General features: G+C 47.4%; 14 protein-coding genes. 11 read left to right on the top strand and 3 right to left on the bottom strand.

All coding sequences use genetic code 11. The features are described 5' to 3' along the window. Positions 1-137 precede the first annotated feature (137 nt). Positions 138-1,208 (bottom strand): calcium/proton exchanger, encoded by a 1,071-nt coding sequence (cax, locus tag T3H97_RS15885; protein ID WP_103048631.1) that lies wholly within the window; start codon positions 1,206-1,208, stop codon positions 138-140. A gap of 192 nt (positions 1,209-1,400) precedes the next feature. On the opposite strand from cax, the gene T3H97_RS15880 reads away from it, so the two are divergent. Then, complete coding sequence (locus tag T3H97_RS15880) at positions 1,401-1,766, top strand: Asp23/Gls24 family envelope stress response protein (RefSeq protein WP_013310912.1); 366 nt, start codon at positions 1,401-1,403, stop codon at positions 1,764-1,766. Between the two features lie 226 nt (positions 1,767-1,992). Here T3H97_RS15880 and ftsW read toward each other — a convergent pair whose 3' ends face one another. Then, a complete protein-coding gene (gene ftsW, locus T3H97_RS15875; RefSeq protein ID WP_328800231.1) occupies positions 1,993-3,255 on the bottom strand; it encodes a putative lipid II flippase FtsW in 1,263 nt (420 codons plus the stop codon). Positions 3,256-3,504: 249 nt separating this feature from the next. On the opposite strand from ftsW, the gene T3H97_RS15870 reads away from it, so the two are divergent. From T3H97_RS15870 to T3H97_RS15830, 9 genes are all read left to right on the top strand, one after another. Continuing rightward, positions 3,505-4,707 carry a M20 family metallopeptidase gene (locus tag T3H97_RS15870; protein WP_328800230.1) on the top strand — a complete coding sequence of 401 codons (1,203 nt, stop codon included), beginning with the start codon at positions 3,505-3,507 and terminating at the stop codon, positions 4,705-4,707. Positions 4,708-4,791: 84 nt separating this feature from the next. Next, positions 4,792-5,220: a CBS domain-containing protein gene (locus T3H97_RS15865; protein WP_023989320.1), complete on the top strand. Its 429-nt coding sequence runs from the start codon at positions 4,792-4,794 to the stop codon at positions 5,218-5,220. Between the two features lie 177 nt (positions 5,221-5,397). Then, positions 5,398-7,221 (top strand): DNA repair helicase XPB, encoded by a 1,824-nt coding sequence (locus T3H97_RS15860; RefSeq protein WP_328800229.1) that lies wholly within the window; start codon positions 5,398-5,400, stop codon positions 7,219-7,221. A 6-nt stretch (positions 7,222-7,227) separates the two neighbouring features. Then, entirely contained in the window at positions 7,228-9,252 is a 2,025-nt protein-coding gene (locus T3H97_RS15855) for a helicase-associated domain-containing protein (protein ID WP_328800228.1), read from the top strand. A 108-nt stretch (positions 9,253-9,360) separates the two neighbouring features. Further along, positions 9,361-9,801: a YlbF/YmcA family competence regulator gene (locus T3H97_RS15850; RefSeq protein WP_013310906.1), complete on the top strand. Its 441-nt coding sequence runs from the start codon at positions 9,361-9,363 to the stop codon at positions 9,799-9,801. A gap of 39 nt (positions 9,802-9,840) precedes the next feature. Next, positions 9,841-10,101: a YlbG family protein gene (locus T3H97_RS15845; RefSeq protein ID WP_023989316.1), complete on the top strand. Its 261-nt coding sequence runs from the start codon at positions 9,841-9,843 to the stop codon at positions 10,099-10,101. A gap of 230 nt (positions 10,102-10,331) precedes the next feature. After that, on the top strand, positions 10,332-10,769 hold the full coding sequence (locus T3H97_RS15840; protein ID WP_023989315.1) for a hypothetical protein: 438 nt from the start codon (positions 10,332-10,334) through the stop codon (positions 10,767-10,769). 210 nt (positions 10,770-10,979) lie between these two features. After that, complete coding sequence (locus T3H97_RS15835; RefSeq protein WP_322171418.1) at positions 10,980-11,936, top strand: selenium metabolism-associated LysR family transcriptional regulator; 957 nt, start codon at positions 10,980-10,982, stop codon at positions 11,934-11,936. After that, a complete protein-coding gene (locus T3H97_RS15830; RefSeq protein WP_328800227.1) occupies positions 11,936-12,805 on the top strand; it encodes a PHP domain-containing protein in 870 nt (289 codons plus the stop codon). The genes T3H97_RS15835 and T3H97_RS15830 overlap by 1 nt, the downstream gene beginning before the upstream one ends. Positions 12,806-12,896: 91 nt before the next feature. On the opposite strand, the gene T3H97_RS15825 is transcribed toward T3H97_RS15830, so the two are convergent. After that, positions 12,897-14,642: an Rqc2 family fibronectin-binding protein gene (locus tag T3H97_RS15825; RefSeq protein WP_328800226.1), complete on the bottom strand. Its 1,746-nt coding sequence runs from the start codon at positions 14,640-14,642 to the stop codon at positions 12,897-12,899. A gap of 229 nt (positions 14,643-14,871) precedes the next feature. Between T3H97_RS15825 and T3H97_RS15820 the strand changes: the two genes are divergently transcribed. Next, entirely contained in the window at positions 14,872-17,670 is a 2,799-nt protein-coding gene (locus T3H97_RS15820; protein ID WP_328800225.1) for a calcium-translocating P-type ATPase, SERCA-type, read from the top strand. The last annotated feature ends 21 nt before the right edge of the window (positions 17,671-17,691 follow it).

Raw genomic sequence — 17,691 nt, 5'->3', positions numbered from 1 at the left:
GATGGTTGAATTGATGAGAGCATGCGGAGTTTGAGAGCATGCTTTTTTTGATGCCTTTTTTAAAAAAATGTTCTTTTAGGATGGTAAAAGCGCATCGCCCTTCCACCATCCTAATGCACATTTTAAAACCTTAAAAGCTACACAAGGAAGAAAGATACACCTAACAATACATACACTACCAGTAGCATGAGTCCCTCATACCAGTTGGTTGAGCCGTCCTGGGTGATGGATTTGGCGATAAATACAGCGACAGCAATGGCGACCAGCTCAATAGTGGTGAAAACAATATTCATCGTGTTTCCCATAAAGTAACTGACAAAAATCAGCACAGGGGCAACAAATAGCGCAATTTGCAAACTGCTGCCGACAGCTATTTCGACCGATGCACCGATTTTGTTTTTCATCGCCAGTAAAATAGCAGCGCTGTGTTCGGCTGCATTCCCAATAATAGCGACGAGGAAGGCACCTACGAACAATTCGCTGAGCCCAAATTGGGTCGTAAACACCTCCAGTGTACCTACCAGCCATTCGCTGACAAAAGCGACCATGACGGTAGCAAGTACCAAATAGGCAATGGATTTGTTTCTGGACCACACAGGGGCATGCTCATGTGGCAATTCTTCATCTTTTTGTTCGGTCACGTCAGCTAAATAGTCCTTATGCGTAATCATAGAAAAAATAAGCCACGCAATATACGCGACAATGAGCGTGCCTGCGACAATGAGGCTGAGCGTGTCCGATTCATTATCCGTGATAACGTGTGTGTTCAGAAAGACAGCTGGAACGAACAAGGCAATAACAGCCACAATCATCAAAGAACCACTTAATCCAGCCAGCGATACATTGAAATTTTGCACTTTGTACTTCAAACCGCCAGCGAACAGACTTGCTCCGAGCACCAGCAGCAGATTACCGATGATGGAACCGGTAAGACTGGCCTTTACCATATCGTAAAGACCTTCTTTAACAAGAAAGATAGCGATGATCAGTTCGGCTGCGTTACCAAAGGTGGCATTTAAGAACCCACCTAAACGTTGGCCAGCATAATGCGCGACACTTTCGGTCGCCCTGCCGAGAAAACCGGCTACGAATACAACAGAAATTGCACAAATGACAAATTGGGCTATAGCGTTCCAATGCGTGTAATGAGCGACTGCGCTAAGAGCAAATGTCGCTATAAGCAAAGCGGGAGATAACCATTTTTTCAATGAAGAGCACCTCGATATCAATAGATGTGTACAAGTTTGGCGAAAGCTGTCACTTGTATGGATTTTCTAAATTAATATACCCAAAATGATATAGGTTGTAAACGAAAGTTGTTTTTCATACGTAGGGTTTGCATTTGGAGTGGCTGAGGCTTTACAATACAAATAAAGGATGGATGAAGGGGGACATAGGTCATGGCAGAGCAAATTCAACAACTGGAAGCAGGAAACATCAAGATTTCCAACGATGTCGTAGGTAAAATTGCCGGGATGGCCGCATTAGAGACACCGGGCATTGCTGCAATGTCAGGCGGTTTATCGGAAGGCTGGGCCAAAAGGCTGAGCGGTAAAAATGTGCAAAAAGGCGTATCAGTGGAGGTTGGACAGCTGGAAGCTGCCATTGATCTACGTATTATCGTGCTCTACGAAACACCTATTCATGAGGTGTCCCGAATTCTTCAGCAAAATGTGCGAGAAGCCGTCGAAAGTATGACGGGTTTGCGGGTCGTGGAAGTGAACGTAAAAGTGGAAGGTGTCGCGTTCAAGGACGACGCAGTGTAAAAGAATCAGGAACCGATAAATTTACATTTTTAACCAATTTCCTACATGTCGGGAATTCCGTGGGATAACCCGAGTGAAAACACGAAAACTGGTGGTTATAGAATCGCCAGTTTTCGTTTTGTGACTCAACAGTACAGCCATTTTTGCAAAGGGCTCTCGTATTTTATACATAACCAAAAGAACTTCCAAAGCCACCATTGTAAGTGGTCCATGGAAGTTCTTTTTTTTAGCGAAAACGGTTGGTTCTACGGGTTTGAAAGCGATTGGGTACTTCATTACGGACAGCTACCCCTGTGGTGCGTTCCTGCACCGCTTGTTTGGTGTTCTCACGAGAAATACTGAGCATAATGCCCATGGAAAACATCATGACAAGTAGGGAGGAGCCACCAAAGCTGATAAAAGGAAGCGTTACGCCAGTGATTGGAATCGTTTGGGTTACACCGCCGATATTAATGAAGGCCTGAATGGCGATCAAACCCATGATGCCGGTGCCTACCAACGTTCCGAACGGATCATGGCAACGCAGAGCAATGATCATGCCTCGCCAGATGAAATACAAATATAGCATCAGGAATATGGCTGTTCCGATAAATCCGAATTCTTCACCGATTACGGAAAAGATAAAATCATTAAATGAATTAGGAAGATAGTGAAGCTTGATAATACCTTTACCAAAGCCTGACCCGTTTAAGCCGCCTTCACCTATAGCTTGCAAGGACTGTACCAGATTGTATCCCGTTCCTTGTCTATATTTCTCGGGATTAAGAAAGGCTTGAAAGCGCCCGATTTTATAATCTTGTTTGGCAGCAGCAGCTTGTCCATCAGTGGTTCCAGAATCTCCTCCAAACAACGACCCAATACCAAATACGATGGAAGCGCCTAGCACGAGCAGAACAATTGATGCTGTAATATGCTTGACACTGGCTCCCCCGGCATAAATAATCAGACCACTCGTAGCAACCAAAATGAAGCACGAACCTAAATCTGGTTGAAGCATAATGAGTCCTGCAACACAGCCTACAATGACTGTTACAGGTATGTAGCCAGTCCGCAGATCTCTAAAGCGATCTCCTTTTTTGACGATCAGTGCAGATAAATAAAGAATGATGGAAATTTTCGCAAGCTCCGTTGGCTGGAAACCAACACTACCAAACCTGAGCCAGCTTTTTGCGCCGTTAAGTGAGCCTGTAAAAAGAACGATGATTAGCAGTAATATAGTTATGAAAAATAAAGGTACAAAAAGCTTTTTATATTTTTCCATCTTAATATTCATAGCTACCAACATAATAAAAAGTCCAAGTACAGCAAATGCAGATTGGCGCTTCACAAAATATAAAGAGTCAAAATTGTATTCTTTATTCAGCAGAGCTACGCTTGAGCTGGAGCTAAATACCATAAGTACACCGAATCCAACCAGTAACAAAGTGAGGATCAGCAATTGGAAATCCGGTGTGCCTCTTCTTCGAGTCTCCGGCTTCGTATTTCTCATATCAGCTTCCCCCGGTATTCGCCACAAGGTATATTCCTCGCAGACGGTTATCATTTTATCGTTTATCCATTTTATCATATTATGTTTGTTGAGCTTCTGCAACCTCCCTGGAGCAACAGATATCGCAACAATTCCATATCTGCTACAATAGGATAAAAATGAAGACTTGAGAGCAGCGGTGCATACGTGGTGACGCTGCATGATTAATCGGGAACTTGCCCGGTGCTTTAAAAGGAGAGGTGGAGCAGAATGACACAGCATGCGTTAGACAAGATTTGGTTTGATCGTTTGCAAGAAAACATGGTGGAGTGGCGCAGACATTTACATAAGAATCCCGAAATTTCCTTTCAAGAAAGCAAAACTGCCGCTTTTGTAGCGGATAAGCTGGAGAGGTGGGGGATAGAGGTTCGCCGTCAGGTAGGGGGACACGGTGTTGTAGGTATCATTCGTGGTGCTAAGCCCGGGCCTGTCGTCATGCTGCGCGCCGATATGGATGCTCTTCCGATTCAGGATGAAAAGGAATGTGAATATCGCTCCAGTGTGGACGGAGCCATGCATGCTTGCGGCCATGACGGACATACATCCGCGTTGCTTGGAACGGCTTACTATTTCAGTCTGAACTGGGACGAGCTGCAAGGAGAAATTCGGTTGTTGTTCCAACCTGCCGAGGAATTGCTGCCTGGCGGAGCGGTCAGTGTAATAAAGGATGGTATATTGGAAGGTGTGGACGTCATTTATGGCATCCATTTATGGACACCTTTTCCGGTCGGGACGGCTGCGAGTTGTGCAGGGCCGCTGATGGCGGCGGCAGACGATTTTTATATTGAAATCACAGGTAAGGGTGGGCATGGTGGCATGCCCCAGTCCACTAATGATAGTGTGGTGGCGGGTTCAGCTCTTGTTATGCAACTGCAAAGTGTCGTAAGCCGTTCAGTCGACCCTTTGCGACCTGCCGTGCTGACGGTGGGAACCATCCAAGGGGGCTCTGCGCAAAATGTGATCGCAGAAACGTGTCGCTTGAGTGGGACGATTCGTACGTTTGATGAGGAGACACGAACGGTAATGAAGGAGCGACTGCATGAGGTGACAGAGCTTACAGCCGCAACATACGGTACAACAGCACAGGTTCGCTATATTATGGGATACCCACCAGTTGTCAATGACGCACATGAAGCATCTCGTTTCTTTAATGAAGCAAAATCTGTTTTTGGCGAGAATGTACAGGAAGCGTCGAAACTGATGCCTGCTGAAGATTTTGCGTATTATTTGGAACGTGTGCCAGGTTGCTTCATGTTCGTAGGAGCGGGTAACCCAGTTAAAGGAGCAGTTTATCCACACCATCATCCGAAATTTGATTTTGATGAGGATGCTATGATTAACGCGGTTCGTTTGTTTATTGCGATGTCTACGGGATACGCTACGGAACGAAAAGCAGGGGCAATTAAGGGCTAAAATGAGTTGAATTGGGAACGGTTCAATCTGGAGTATGAGCTGAATGAAATGGGGTACCCTACTCTTGAAAAGGAGGGAGTACCCATGAAAAAAGTTCAGGAAGTTATGACTAAAAAATGCGTAACGGTTACCCCGCAGGACAATATTTATGAAATTGCGGTCAAAATGAAGGACAATGATACTGGTTTTATTCCGGTTGTGGAAAGCGAAGGCAGTGATAAGTTGATCGGTGTAGTAACGGACCGTGATCTTGTCGTTCGCGGCTATGCGGCTAAAAATTCGGGTTCGGGTTCGGTCGATACGGTTATGACGACAGGTATTCGTACAGCTAGTGCGGACATGTCGGTGGACCAAGCAGCTGAGCTGATGGCAGAGCAGCAAATCCGTCGTTTGCCCGTGACAGAAGGAGACCGTCTGATCGGGATTGTCTCGATTGGGGATTTGGCAGTTCGTAATATTTTTGCAGACAACGCTGGAGAGGCGCTTAGTCATATTTCCGAGCAGGTCCACTAGAAAAATAATTAAGGTAGGCATTAGTTTGGGGAGGTCTTTACCCCAAGCTTCTAATCAGGAGTTCAACCCGAATATGGGTTGGGCTCCTTGCTGTTCTGGTTGATATGCGAATAAACGGATAAGCTATTTATTATATAACTTTAAAATGATGTATGGTTAGATTATCAGGAGGTAGTTATGAATCCAGAACATCCTTGTATTGTACAACGTGATTTTACCGTTCTGTTAGAAATGGGCTTGCCCGGTTCAGAAATGGCTCGTTCACAGTTGCAGATTTATGCGGAGCTGGTTAAAAGTCCGTCCGCTTTTCATACATACCACATCACTCCACTGTCTTTGTGGAACGCCGCTGCCCTCGGATGGAGTGCTGAGGACATTCAAAATAGTTTGCGCTCCATGTCCCGTTGGGATATTCCACGTGATTTGTTGAAGGATATTGAACAGCTCGTTTCTCGTTATGGGACGTTGACGCTTTCACGGGAGGGTACGGAAGAAGAACGAACTTATAGCACAGATACGATTGGCGCATACCGTGCTGAGCATGAGCCAGACGGAGGTATAAAGACAGGGAAAGCCAACAGCTATACAATAGGTGATCGCTTGATCTTGGCAGCAGAGACCCCCGCTTTACTGGGTGAGCTACTGACCAAGCAAGAGCTCAAACAGCTTGGTTTACTTCGCGTTGATGAGGTAAGCGCATCGGTCCCGCCCGAAAATCGGGGCTTGCTCAAGCAGGAATTAACGCGCTTGGGATATCCCGTTGTGGATACGGCAGGCTATCTTGAAGGGAATCAGCTTAGTTTTACCTTGGGAAAGGGACAAACGAAGTTGCAGCTTCGTGATTATCAAGTAAAGGCCGCTGATGCGTTTGAAGGAGCGAACGGCTTAGGGGGGAGTGGTGTACTGGTGCTTCCATGCGGAGCCGGAAAAACAGTGATAGGTATGGCCGTAATGAATCGGTTTCAGTGCGAGGTGCTTATTCTAACATCTAATACCACTTCTGTACGGCAATGGGTAGAAGAGTTAAAGCAAAAGACGGATATTTCTGCCGATTCCATCGGGGAATATAGTGGTCAGAAAAAAGAGGTGCGTCCAATTACGGTGGCAACCTACCAAATTTTAACACACCGTCGTACCAAAGATGGGGATTTTGAGCATATGAAACTGCTGAGTGAGCGGAAGTGGGGACTCATTATATATGATGAGGTTCATTTGCTGCCCGCGCCAGTATTTCGGGCGACGGCTGACATTCAGGCTACTCGTCGTTTGGGGTTAACAGCCACGCTGGTTCGTGAGGATGGTTGTGAACGAGATGTGTTCTCTTTAATTGGACCCAAACGGTATGATATGCCGTGGAAGGAACTGGAGCGACAGGGCTGGATCGCTCAGGTCGATTGTGTGGAGGTACGGCTTCCAATGACAGCTGAACTTTTGGAGCGCAGTATGCGTGCCGAGGGCAGACAGCAGTACCGAATTGCAGCCGAAAATCCCATCAAACTGGAGGCGGTGCGTAGCCTGATGCAGCAGCACAGCGGCTTGCCCACGCTTATTATTGGTCAATATTTGGATCAGTTGCGTGTATTAGCTCAGGAGCTGGGCGTCCCACTGATTACGGGTTCAATGAGCCAGAGCGAGCGGGTGCGTTGGTTCGATGCGTTCCGCAAGGGTACAATTCGGACCCTATTGGTGTCCAAGGTTGCAAACTTTGCGGTGGATTTGCCAGATGCGGCAGTAGCCATAGAGGTATCGGGTAGCTTTGGCTCTCGCCAGGAAGAAGCGCAGCGACTGGGCCGTATTTTGCGACCAAAGTCGGGCGAGAATAAAGCTTATTTTTATGCGCTAGTGACGGAAAATAGCAAGGAGACGGATTTTGCAGCTCGTCGTCAGCTGTTTCTGATTGAGCAAGGCTATGAATATGCGGTTCGCAGATTTAGTGTGACAGAGGCTATCGGAGGCCGGGATGCTAAGCCTGGAGATCGTGGGAAGAAAAAGGAGGCCTAATCAAGAATGGGCGTAATGAACACGCAAGACAGCTGGAATGAGCTTTCATCGGATGAGCTACTGGTGCTTAGACGATGCTTTATCCGGTACGCGGGACAGCCCATGAAGGAAGAAGAACCTATTCAGCTTACCCGGGGAGCGTTAAGCGGAGTCGAAACGAAACTGGCACTGCGTGGATTACGTGCCCGGGGCTGGTTGGAGGCTGTTACCAAATCGTGGGGCGAACGAATTTTATATATTCCGGTTCATCGGCTACCGGATCTGTACGATATGTTGTTAGAGCAAAATCCAATGAACACGATGCATTCGGATCATCCGATAACGGTACATGAATCAATGACAGGCCTGGAGTCGGAATTGCTGCATGCGTTGTCACGTATTGCGGTACAAGGTGTCCCTTTGACGGCCAAAGGAACCATACATAAGCGATCATTGCAAAAATTGAATGAACTGACCCCCTTTCGCCCAGATGACCTGATGGGTCTTGGGTTGCATTATGCGCATGCAGAGCTGTATCCAGTGCAAACGGTGGTCATGATGGATTTGCTACTCAGTTTGGGGCTGTTAGTGAAAGAAACTGTGTCTTTTCGCATTCAGGAAACGGAACTGGCGACTTGGATTCGTTTGTCTGCTTGGCAAATGCGCAAGCATATTTTTGCTACACTCATGGAAAGATACGGCAAGGCCGAAGCGTCTATGCAGCATTTTCGCTATATGCTGTGTGCCGTCTCCCAGTATGTAGGAACAGAAGGGTGGATATCTATCAAGTGTCTGCTGCAATGGATGCTTCAGGTAGGCCTAATCCAGCATGAGAGTACGAGCAGATCTGATTCCAAGAATGGTGCCCTTTTAGACCTTGTTCCTACAATCTCAAATCCGGAAGGGTTTGCGGGAGAAACGGGTTCTAATTTTAATTTCAATGAACCTTTCATGGAGGGATTGAAGGGTTGGCTGAAGGCCCTGACTGCTTTTGGAATGGGTGATTGGGGGCAGACTGTATCGGGCGAACTGTGTTTTCGCTGGAATGTATCTGTAATAGATATGCTTCGTCCCAATAATTATGAGGATACACATCAAGAGCAAGGTACTTTTTATGTACAACCTGATTTTGAAATATTGGTTCCACCAGATGTGGCATATGATGTGCGCTGGCGACTGGAATGCTGCTGTGAACGTGTGACAGGAGATCGGATGGTAGTATACCGGATCACCAGAGAAAGTGTTACAGAGGCAATCGAGTTAGGGATGGAAGCCCAAGCAATTCCTGCTCTTCTGGATAAATACAGCCGAACAGGTGTGCCTGATCATGTACGTATGGCGGTAGAACAGTGGGCAGGAGATGTCGGGCGGACTGCTTTTGCAACGGTAACGCTTTTGCGATGTGGCACACAGGAGGATGCAGACATAGTTGCACGTCATCCCGCGCTGGAAGGATTGCTGGAACGGCTCGGCGATAAAGACTTTATTATTCCGGCGAGCTCTGCTGCCAAAATACGAAAAACGCTTGCTGCAATTGGATTAGGTCCACGTCGTGAACCGGAAGGTGTGGACGAGCCAACTCATCATTATCCATTGATTTCGGAACCAGAGAACATAAGTTCAGGCAGTCCCAACAGTGAAATGGAGTCCGACCCGATTCAGGCTCGTCCTATATTTTCCCAAGAGGGAAGAGCAGGTTTGGTTTATACAGGACGCACGCTGCATTTTTACGAACAAGAGCACACGCTGCCTTATCCGTCTGACTATTTTCCGGAAAGATCTACAGTCCCCTCTTCATGGACAAAAGAATGGAGGAGTTACCATACTTCCACTGCCCGGCAGTTGATCGAGCAAGCGATTCGTTGGCAGGCTGCTGTGGGACTACGAATCGGTGGGAAAGAGGTTAAATGGATACCAGAGGCGGTGGTTCCCGGTGCACCATGGAGTGTCACAGGCTGGTATGCCTCAGGAATGGATGACGAAACACCTTGTCAAGTGACCTTACAGCCAAGTGAATGGTCAGACATGCGGCTGCTGGTTCCTTTTACATAGTAGAGCCAGGAAGTGCATGAAACTCCTTCTTCTCAAAAGAAGGATGTGGTATGATAAATGAGTCTACTTTTACAGGGTAGAACTTTATATAAAGTGAGATGAACATTCATGAGCGTAGCCGAATTGAATACGGTCAATATGGCAGAAGTGCTTATTAACGCCTATGAATTGGGCGATATGGTCAACCGATCCTTTGAGGTATCGGATTATTTATATTGGAAACAGCGTGTGGAATTGAATCCGTCTATTCAGGCGTGTGTACGCAAGCTGGATGCCAAAAAGGAGCTATTCGCGGAAACGGAGCGTTTTGGGCATTTTCATCCGAACTATCATGAAGCGAAGGATGCAGTGCAGGTCGTTGAGCTGGAACTGGAACAATTCGTGGATGTTAAGGAGTTCAAACGAGCCGAAAAGGCGCTGGATGATATGCTTCATGCCATGTCTGAAACGATTGCATATTCCGTGTCCGAGACCATTAAGGTGCCGAGCAATGATCCGAATGTGAAAAAGGGCGGATGTGGCAGCGGAGGGAAATGCTCCTGTGGATAGGTCATAGGAATGATACCGAGTGGAGGGGAGATGAAGCGAATGTTTGCCGAGCGGACAGGGTACATCATTTGGGTAAGCGATATCAAGGCTGCCCGCAATCTGGAGAAATACGGAAATGTCCACTTTATTTCAAAGCGTATGCATTATGTAGTTATATATATGAATGCGGATCGGGCAGAAGACACCGTTAAAAATATTCGCAGACTTTCCTATGTGCGTAAGGTCGAGCGCTCTTTTCGAAATGAGATTAGGACGGAGTACAACGACGATAAGGAAAAGATGAAAGAATATGAAATATAAGATTCTAATATCTAGAAAATGTAAAACATTCTTAAAAGGTCAGCCTACGGGCTGGCTTTTTTTTGTAAAGTCAGGACTTTTGCATAATGGTCTTAATGCTGTTAGACCTAAAAAATCTTCAAAAACCACCCATAAACTTCAATTTTGTAACTTGTAGTCCCGGGTCTGTTGAGGTAACATATGAATATATTGGTAGATATAAAGACCTATCTGGTGGGGAGAGTGATCCCGTGCGTGACAAAGCAATGCAGCGATGGAGTACATACGAACCGTTCTACGTGGAGATGGGCGATAAAAAAGTCGCCGATATCGTGATTACAAATCATGCGAAAACTCGCTACTTAGATCGGATAGAGCAGAAACAGTCCGAGACGAATCATATCGCCGCCTGGCTTTGGGAATGCCTAAAGCAAAACAGGATGGAGTCCTACTATCATAACGAAGAGGATGTATATTTAATTGATGGTGATCTGGTCGTCGTGGCCGAATTTGGAGAGTTGCCCGGCGAGATGGATATTGCGGGGAATCCGCTTCACAAGATGATTGTCATTACCTTTTTGGGCCGAATGTCGGAGACCATTGAATTAAGGGATTTGAAGTCATACTATTCATGGCTACGCCATTCGCGGCGCATGACACTGATGAAAAGCACTCGTAAGCAAAAATAGACGGTGACTGGGCGGTCGGCCCTAGATGAAAAAATCTCCGAACTTATGATTACCGTCAATTTTGAGTAGAAAGTATGCAGTTATCAGCTGCATGCTTTTTTTATTTCCAACAATTAAACTCCCCCAATTCAGTAAGTTTACTTGGAAATGCTTCGACAGATGTTTTTCTTATGGTAAAATAGAGAGATCAGAGGGGAGAGGGCTGTCAGTATGAACTTTCATCAGTTGCACATTTTTTATACCGTAGCGGAGCGTGGGAGCTTTTCGGCGGCGGCACAAGCGCTGCATATGACACAACCTGCGGTGACGATGCAAATTCAGTCTTTGGAAGATTATTTCGGCACGAAGCTGCTGCAACGTTCGACTAAAAAAATCGAACTTTCAGAGGCGGGAGCGACACTACTACCTTTTGCGAAAAAAAGCATGCAACTGATCAGGGAAGCTGACGAGGCGATGTCTGCTTTTACTCACATGCTGGAGGGAAGATTGCATATTGGTGCCAGCCTAACGATTGGTGAGTATATTGTACCCAGAATGTTGGGGCCGTTTGGGCAGGAATACCCTCATATACGCATGGCAATGAATGTGATGAATACGACTCAAATTATGGATGATATACTAAAACATCAGTTGAATTTAGGACTGATTGAGGCCCCAGTCCAGCATCCGGATATCGTGGTAGAACCTGTAATGCAGGACGAATTGAAACTGATTGTGCCTTCAGGACATGCGCTGGCCAAGGCTAAAAAAGTGGTTTTGGAAGATGTGTTTAAGCATCCTTTTGTAGCCAGAGAAAAGGGATCTGGTACACGTCAAGTGATAGAAGATGAGCTGAAAAGTCGTGGTGTGGATGCCTCTCGACTTGGTATTGTAATGGAGATGGGGAGCACTGGAGCGGTCAAATCGGCGGTGGAGGCTGGACTGGGTATTACCATGCTATCACCTTCTTCGGTGAAGCATGAAGTTGCGCTCGGATTATTGAAAATTGTAAATATTTCAGATATCACGTTCAAACGAGAATTTTATGCAATTCATTTGAAGTCGGCGTTGTTGCCGATACCGGTAGTCACCTTCCTGTCTTACTTGCGTCGTCATGATCAGGGAACGGACGTGCTGAGGGACTCGCAGGACGAGCTTGCAAAGGTGAAGGAGAAGGAGGATGTATAATGAAGGAGCAGATTAACGTAAAACGATATGATTTACATACACACACCCAAGCATCTGATGGTATGCAACCACCTGCAGATAATGTGCGCTGGGCCAAGGAAAAAGGACTGGCAGGTGTGGCCATTACAGATCATGATACGGTAGCTGGCCTGGGGGAAGCTCTGGAGGAGGGAAAACGCATAGGAATTACTGTGGTGCCAGGAGTGGAAATTAGTACTCGAGCTGGCGGTAAGGATATTCATATACTCGGTTATTTTATGGATTACCGCAATAAAGTGTTTTTGGAACGGTTGGAAAAGCTTCGCCAGGCGCGGGATACCCGTAATGATTTGATTTTGAGCCAATTGCGTAGTCTGGGCGTGGAAATCACACTGGATGAAGTGGTGGCTACGATGGGCAGACCGCTGGCACCAGATGAAAGCATTGGACGTCCGCATATGGCGGATACGCTGGTTCAAAAAGGTTATGCGAAGGATATGCGGGACGCGTTTGACCGTTACTTGGCGGAAGGAGCGCCCGGATATGTGTCTGTACCCCGTGTAGAGCCTGCGGAGGCCATAAACTGGATTCGCGAAGCAGGAGGAGTACCTGTGGTGGCCCACCCTGGCTTGTACGGAAATGATGAGCTGGTTCGCTCTATTATAGAGGAGGCGAAGCCTGCGGGCTTGGAGGTGCGACATTCGGACCATGACGCTGAGGCTGAGAGCCGATATACTACGATGGCGGCGCAATATGGGCTCATTGCAACTGGCGGCTCGGATTTTCACGGCGCACGCCAAGGTGTTATTTTCCACGGCGATCTGGGTAGCCGTAGTGTGGAGGGTCAGGTTGTCGAGGAATTGAGGAAGGCTGCTGTTGGACAAAAGTAAATAAAAAGCCCCTTGCCTTATGCATGGAACACCAGAAGTGTATCTTGCAAAGAACAAAGGGCTTTTTTGTGGTTTAACAGGCTAGTGAGACTTAGCCGTTTTTGATGCGATTTGGTAGCTTTTTGACCAGTTCCTCATCGGGTGTAATGAAGAGCGTACGCTGATGGTCGTAGATGACAAAGCCGGGTTTGGCTCCGCTGGGCTTACGTACATGCCGAATCAGAGTGGCGTCCACAGGTACACTGCTGGACTGCTTGGCTTGGCTAAAATAGGCAGCGAGTTGAGCTGCCTCCTCCAGCGTCGTATCCCCGAATTGCTCAGCACGTATAACGACGTGTGACCCCGGAATATCCTTTGTGTGCAACCAGGTGTCATTTGGTCCGGCCAGTCGATTTGTCACATATTCATTTTGCAAGTTGTTTTTGCCGACCAGTAACTCAATACCTTCGGATGATGTATAGACGTGCAGGGTTGGACGGTCGTTTTTCTTCTTTTTCTTTCCTTTTTTGACCCGATCTCTGAGATAGCCCTGCTGAACCAGTTCTTCACGTATTTCATCAATGTCATTCATAGAGGCATGGGCTAGCTGCTGAAGAAGATTGTCCATATAACGGATTTCTTCGTGCGTTTTCTCCAGTTGTTCATCAATGACAGCCAAGCTGTTTTTATATTTGTTGTATTTTTTAAAATACCGTTGTGCATTATCCGACGGGTTGAGTAGTGGGTCCAGTGGGATGGTCATTGGACGCTGCTCCTCATCATAAAAGTTGATGAGCGTCACTTCTTTGTCACCTTTTTTCACCTCATGCAGCGAAGCGAATAGCAACTCTCCATAAATACGAAATTGATCGGCATCTTCCGCCTCGGCCAAATCCTGATGGAGATAGTCGAGTTTTTTTACGTTTTTACTCCGCTCGTTTTGCAGAAACCGCAGTAGGTCACTGACCTTTTGCTTAACCGTATCCCTTTCTGCTTTTTCACCGAAGAAGTCCTCCATACACTCACTGATAGTAGCGTACTCCTTACGTTCTTCTTGGATCAACGTCAGTGGAATGGCTGAGAATATTACTTTATCTTGTGCGTTTAGTCCAGATACCGGCTGAAAACGATGATTCCGCACGTCATCCATGATGTGACTGAATGTACTCCATAGTGAACGATCACTATCACCAGATACTTCATTAGTGACTCGAGTTAGTATCTCCTCAGCAATGAGGGGACTGAGTCCAGTAAAAGTGTTGACGATCCAGCGTTTGGGAGCTTCTTCGGCCTCGATCGCTGTTTGATACGAGGATATGAAGGCTGCCTCTTCCGTTTCTAGTGGATTCAGCTTGTTTTGTTCAGGAGGCTCTGTGTATTGAAAGCCAGGCATAATGACCCGATAGCTGCTGATAGACGGTGTAACATGATGAATGCCATCCAGCATCACGCCTGTTTCCGGGTCAAGCAAAATAATGTTGCTGTGTCTACCCATCAGTTCAATGATAATTCGTTTGAGTGAAATATCTCCCAGTTCATCACGTTGACGTATATCCATGTGAATAATACGCTCCATGCCCACCTGCGTGATTTTCTCAATAACGCCTCCTTCGCAATGCTTGCGAAGGAGCATACAAAACATAGGGGCTTCTGTCGGATTAAGAAAGCTTTGTTCTGTAAAATGTACACGCGGGAAGGTCGGATTAGCCGACAGCAGCAGCTTTACGCTTCCGCCTTGTGCCCGCAGATTCAGCACGATATCGCGATCATTTGGCTGATGTATTTTATTAATGCGCCCGCCCCGGATGCCTTGCAGTTCGTGTACGATAGCGCGGGTTACGATTCCGTCCAATGCCATAATTATGTTCTCCTTTGAAGCAAATGTATTTTCGCCTTCCTTCTATGATACATAACTTTGGGACAAAACTTAAGCGGCTTTGTGATATTTCAGGTTCTGTCCGAATAGATTGAATCTAGAAAGTCTGTCCAGCTTATCAGCAATCGCGGCACAAAAATATAATAACGGGCAGCCATCCTACGCACAACCGACGGAAACGGACTATCTGACCGGGAGGGAATTGGGGAGAATGGAACAAGCACACTGGCACCAATTAAGCAATGAACAGCTTTCAACAAGTCTGGAAGTCGACCCGAAGCAGGGTCTTTCGGAGGAACAGCTTGCGGAACGAAGAGAAAGGTCAGGATGGAATGAACTGAGCGAGGGGAAGCGAGTTTCGGCAATCTTGCTGCTGCTCAACCAGTTCAAGGATTTTATGATGCTTGTATTGATGGGAGCGACCCTGATATCCGGCCTGCTTGGCGAATATTTGGACGCGATTACCATTATTGCTATTGTTGTACTGAATGGAATTCTCGGCTTTGTACAGGAATTCAGAGCTGAGCGTTCATTGCGAGCATTGAGACAACTGTCGGCTCCGACCGCCAAAGTGTTGCGGGGCGGTAAACGAATTCAAGTTCAGGCCAGAGAACTGGTACCGGGTGATATCGTGCTGCTGGAAAGTGGTGATCGCATTCCCGCAGATGTAAGGTGGCTGAGTACGAACGGCTGTGATGTAGAGGAGTCCGCCCTGACAGGTGAATCGGTTCCGGTGAGTAAGCATTCCCGCCCTATTCATGCCGCCGAAGTACCACTCGGGGATCAAAAAAACATCGGTTTTATGGGCACGATGATGACCAGAGGAACTGCACAAGGAATGGTTATACGTACAGGTATGAGTACCGAAATGGGTAAGATCGCAGACTTGATTGAAAATACGGAGTCGCAGGAGACACCGTTGCAGCACAGATTGGAGCAATTGGGCAAAATTTTGATTATCGTAGCGTTGGCGCTAACGGTGCTCGTTGTCGTAGCAGGCATTTTACATGGACAGCCAGCCATGAGCATGTTCTTGGCCGGAGTGAGCTTGGCTGTGGCGGCTATACCGGAAGGGTTGCCAGCTATTGTGACGATTGCGCTCGCATTGGGTGTGCAGCGTATGATTAAACGAAAGGCGATTGTACGTAAGCTGCCTTCTGTTGAAACGCTCGGCTGTGCATCTGTCATTTGTTCCGACAAAACGGGTACCCTGACCCAAAATAAAATGACAGTCACCAAGCTATGGCTGGACGGTCGTTTCTGGGGAGTTACGGGAGAGGGCTATGACCCACACGGGCATATTATGGATAGAGACCGTCCTGCCGATCTTAAAAACGGACAATCTCTGCGTAGACTGCTGCAAGCCAGTGTGCTTTGCAACAATGCGGAAATTGTTCAAGCCGATACAGAGGAGCTACGTTCGAAAAAGAAAACCAAAGACCCGACGCCGTCTGCCGTTTGGGAGCTAAAGGGTGATCCGACGGAAGGAGCACTGGTCACGTTAGCTGCCAAGGGCGGAGTCACGCGACAAGGGTTATATGAGTTGTACACAAGGGAGCGAGAATTCCCTTTTGACTCGGATCGGAAGCGAATGTCAGTACTCGTACGCCACCAGGGAGGACACATTGTCTTTGCCAAAGGTGCGCCGGATGTGCTGCTGGGTCAGTGTTCCTACATTTTATGGGAAGGAAATGTCGTTCCGTTAACGGGTACGCTGCGCCAAAAGGTACTGGCAGCTAATGAAGGAATGGCCTCGGAGGCGCTACGTGTACTTGGTGTCGCTTACCGTGATATCCGCTCGCATGAGCGTGTCTCTACGGTTGAGGAGGCTGAAGCGCAACTAATCTTTATCGGACTAACAGGCATGATCGATCCGCCACGTCGCGAGGTTCGCGAAGCCATTGGCAAGTGCCGTCGTGCTGGCATTCGCACTGTGATGATTACCGGAGATCACGGTACAACTGCAGAGGCCATTGCACAGCAGTTGGGCATTCTTCAGCGCGGATCTCATGTGTTAACAGGACAGGAATTGTCTGCGATGGATGATGCGGCGCTGGACAAAGCCGTTGATACTGTATCTGTGTATGCACGGGTTTCGCCGGAGCACAAGCTACGGATCGTCAAGTCACTGCAAAGACGCGGACATGTCGTAGCCATGACTGGAGATGGCGTCAATGATGCTCCAGCGATAAAGGCGTCGGACATCGGTATCGCGATGGGCATTACGGGAACGGACGTGACCAAAGAATCGGCTGCGCTTGTTCTGAGTGATGATAATTTCTCAACGATTGTAGCCGCAATTGAGGAAGGACGGAATATTTACGAGAATATTCGTAAATTTATCCGTTATCTACTCGCCTCCAATGTTGGTGAAATCTTGACGATGTTCTTTGCCATGATGGCCGGGCTGCCGTTACCTTTGTTACCGATCCAGATTTTATGGGTGAATCTAGTGACAGATGGCCTACCAGCGATGGCTCTGGGGGTGGACCAACCAGAAAAGGATCTTATGGAGCACAAGCCTCGTGGCGCAAAGGAAAATATTTTTGCTCGTCGACTGGGCTGGAAAATCATTAGTCGCGGCTTATTGATTGGTTTATGTACGCTAGCGGCCTTCTGGCTGACATTACGTATTGCACCGGATGACGCAGGACAATTGATCAAAGCACAGTCCGTTGCCTTTGCTACGCTAGTGCTGGCGCAGTTAATTCATGTATTTGATTGCCGCAGTTCCCGCTCTATTTTCCATCGTAATCCGTTTCAAAACAGTTATCTCGTGCTTGCCGTGCTGTCCTCCGTAGTGCTAATGCTAGTGGTTATGTACGTGCCTATGCTGCAACCTATTTTCAAAACGGTACCGCTCGGTTTGCGTGAGTGGGCGCTATCCATTGTGGCAGCTGGGATTCCGACGTTTCTGATGGGAGCCGGAAGTGTATGGGGCGGTCGACGCAACCGTCGTCGCGGCGGAAATACACACTTTTCAGCGGGACGTACGAAGTTTTCAGCCTAGAAATCGGGTCATGCATATCGC

This window comes from Paenibacillus sp. LX16 (genome assembly GCF_036252815.1).
Classification (GTDB): Bacteria; Bacillota; Bacilli; order Paenibacillales; family Paenibacillaceae; genus Paenibacillus; species Paenibacillus polymyxa_B.
This window is presented reverse-complemented; position numbering and strand designations above follow the sequence as displayed.

What these genes read in the sequence shown, in the direction of transcription:
- T3H97_RS15825 (WP_328800226.1), bottom strand. Translation starts at nt 14,642, where the DNA reads ATGGCATTGGACGGAATCGTAACCCGCGCTATCGTACACGAACTGCAA.
- T3H97_RS15860 (WP_328800229.1), top strand. Translation starts at nt 5,398, where the DNA reads ATGAATCCAGAACATCCTTGTATTGTACAACGTGATTTTACCGTTCTG.
- T3H97_RS15830 (WP_328800227.1), top strand. Translation starts at nt 11,936, where the DNA reads ATGAAGGAGCAGATTAACGTAAAACGATATGATTTACATACACACACC.
- T3H97_RS15880 (WP_013310912.1), top strand. Translation starts at nt 1,401, where the DNA reads ATGGCAGAGCAAATTCAACAACTGGAAGCAGGAAACATCAAGATTTCC.
- T3H97_RS15835 (WP_322171418.1), top strand. Translation starts at nt 10,980, where the DNA reads ATGAACTTTCATCAGTTGCACATTTTTTATACCGTAGCGGAGCGTGGG.
- T3H97_RS15865 (WP_023989320.1), top strand. Translation starts at nt 4,792, where the DNA reads ATGAAAAAAGTTCAGGAAGTTATGACTAAAAAATGCGTAACGGTTACC.
- T3H97_RS15845 (WP_023989316.1), top strand. Translation starts at nt 9,841, where the DNA reads ATGTTTGCCGAGCGGACAGGGTACATCATTTGGGTAAGCGATATCAAG.
- T3H97_RS15870 (WP_328800230.1), top strand. Translation starts at nt 3,505, where the DNA reads ATGACACAGCATGCGTTAGACAAGATTTGGTTTGATCGTTTGCAAGAA.
- T3H97_RS15820 (WP_328800225.1), top strand. Translation starts at nt 14,872, where the DNA reads ATGGAACAAGCACACTGGCACCAATTAAGCAATGAACAGCTTTCAACA.
- ftsW (WP_328800231.1), bottom strand. Translation starts at nt 3,255, where the DNA reads ATGAGAAATACGAAGCCGGAGACTCGAAGAAGAGGCACACCGGATTTC.
- T3H97_RS15855 (WP_328800228.1), top strand. Translation starts at nt 7,228, where the DNA reads ATGGGCGTAATGAACACGCAAGACAGCTGGAATGAGCTTTCATCGGAT.
- T3H97_RS15850 (WP_013310906.1), top strand. Translation starts at nt 9,361, where the DNA reads ATGAGCGTAGCCGAATTGAATACGGTCAATATGGCAGAAGTGCTTATT.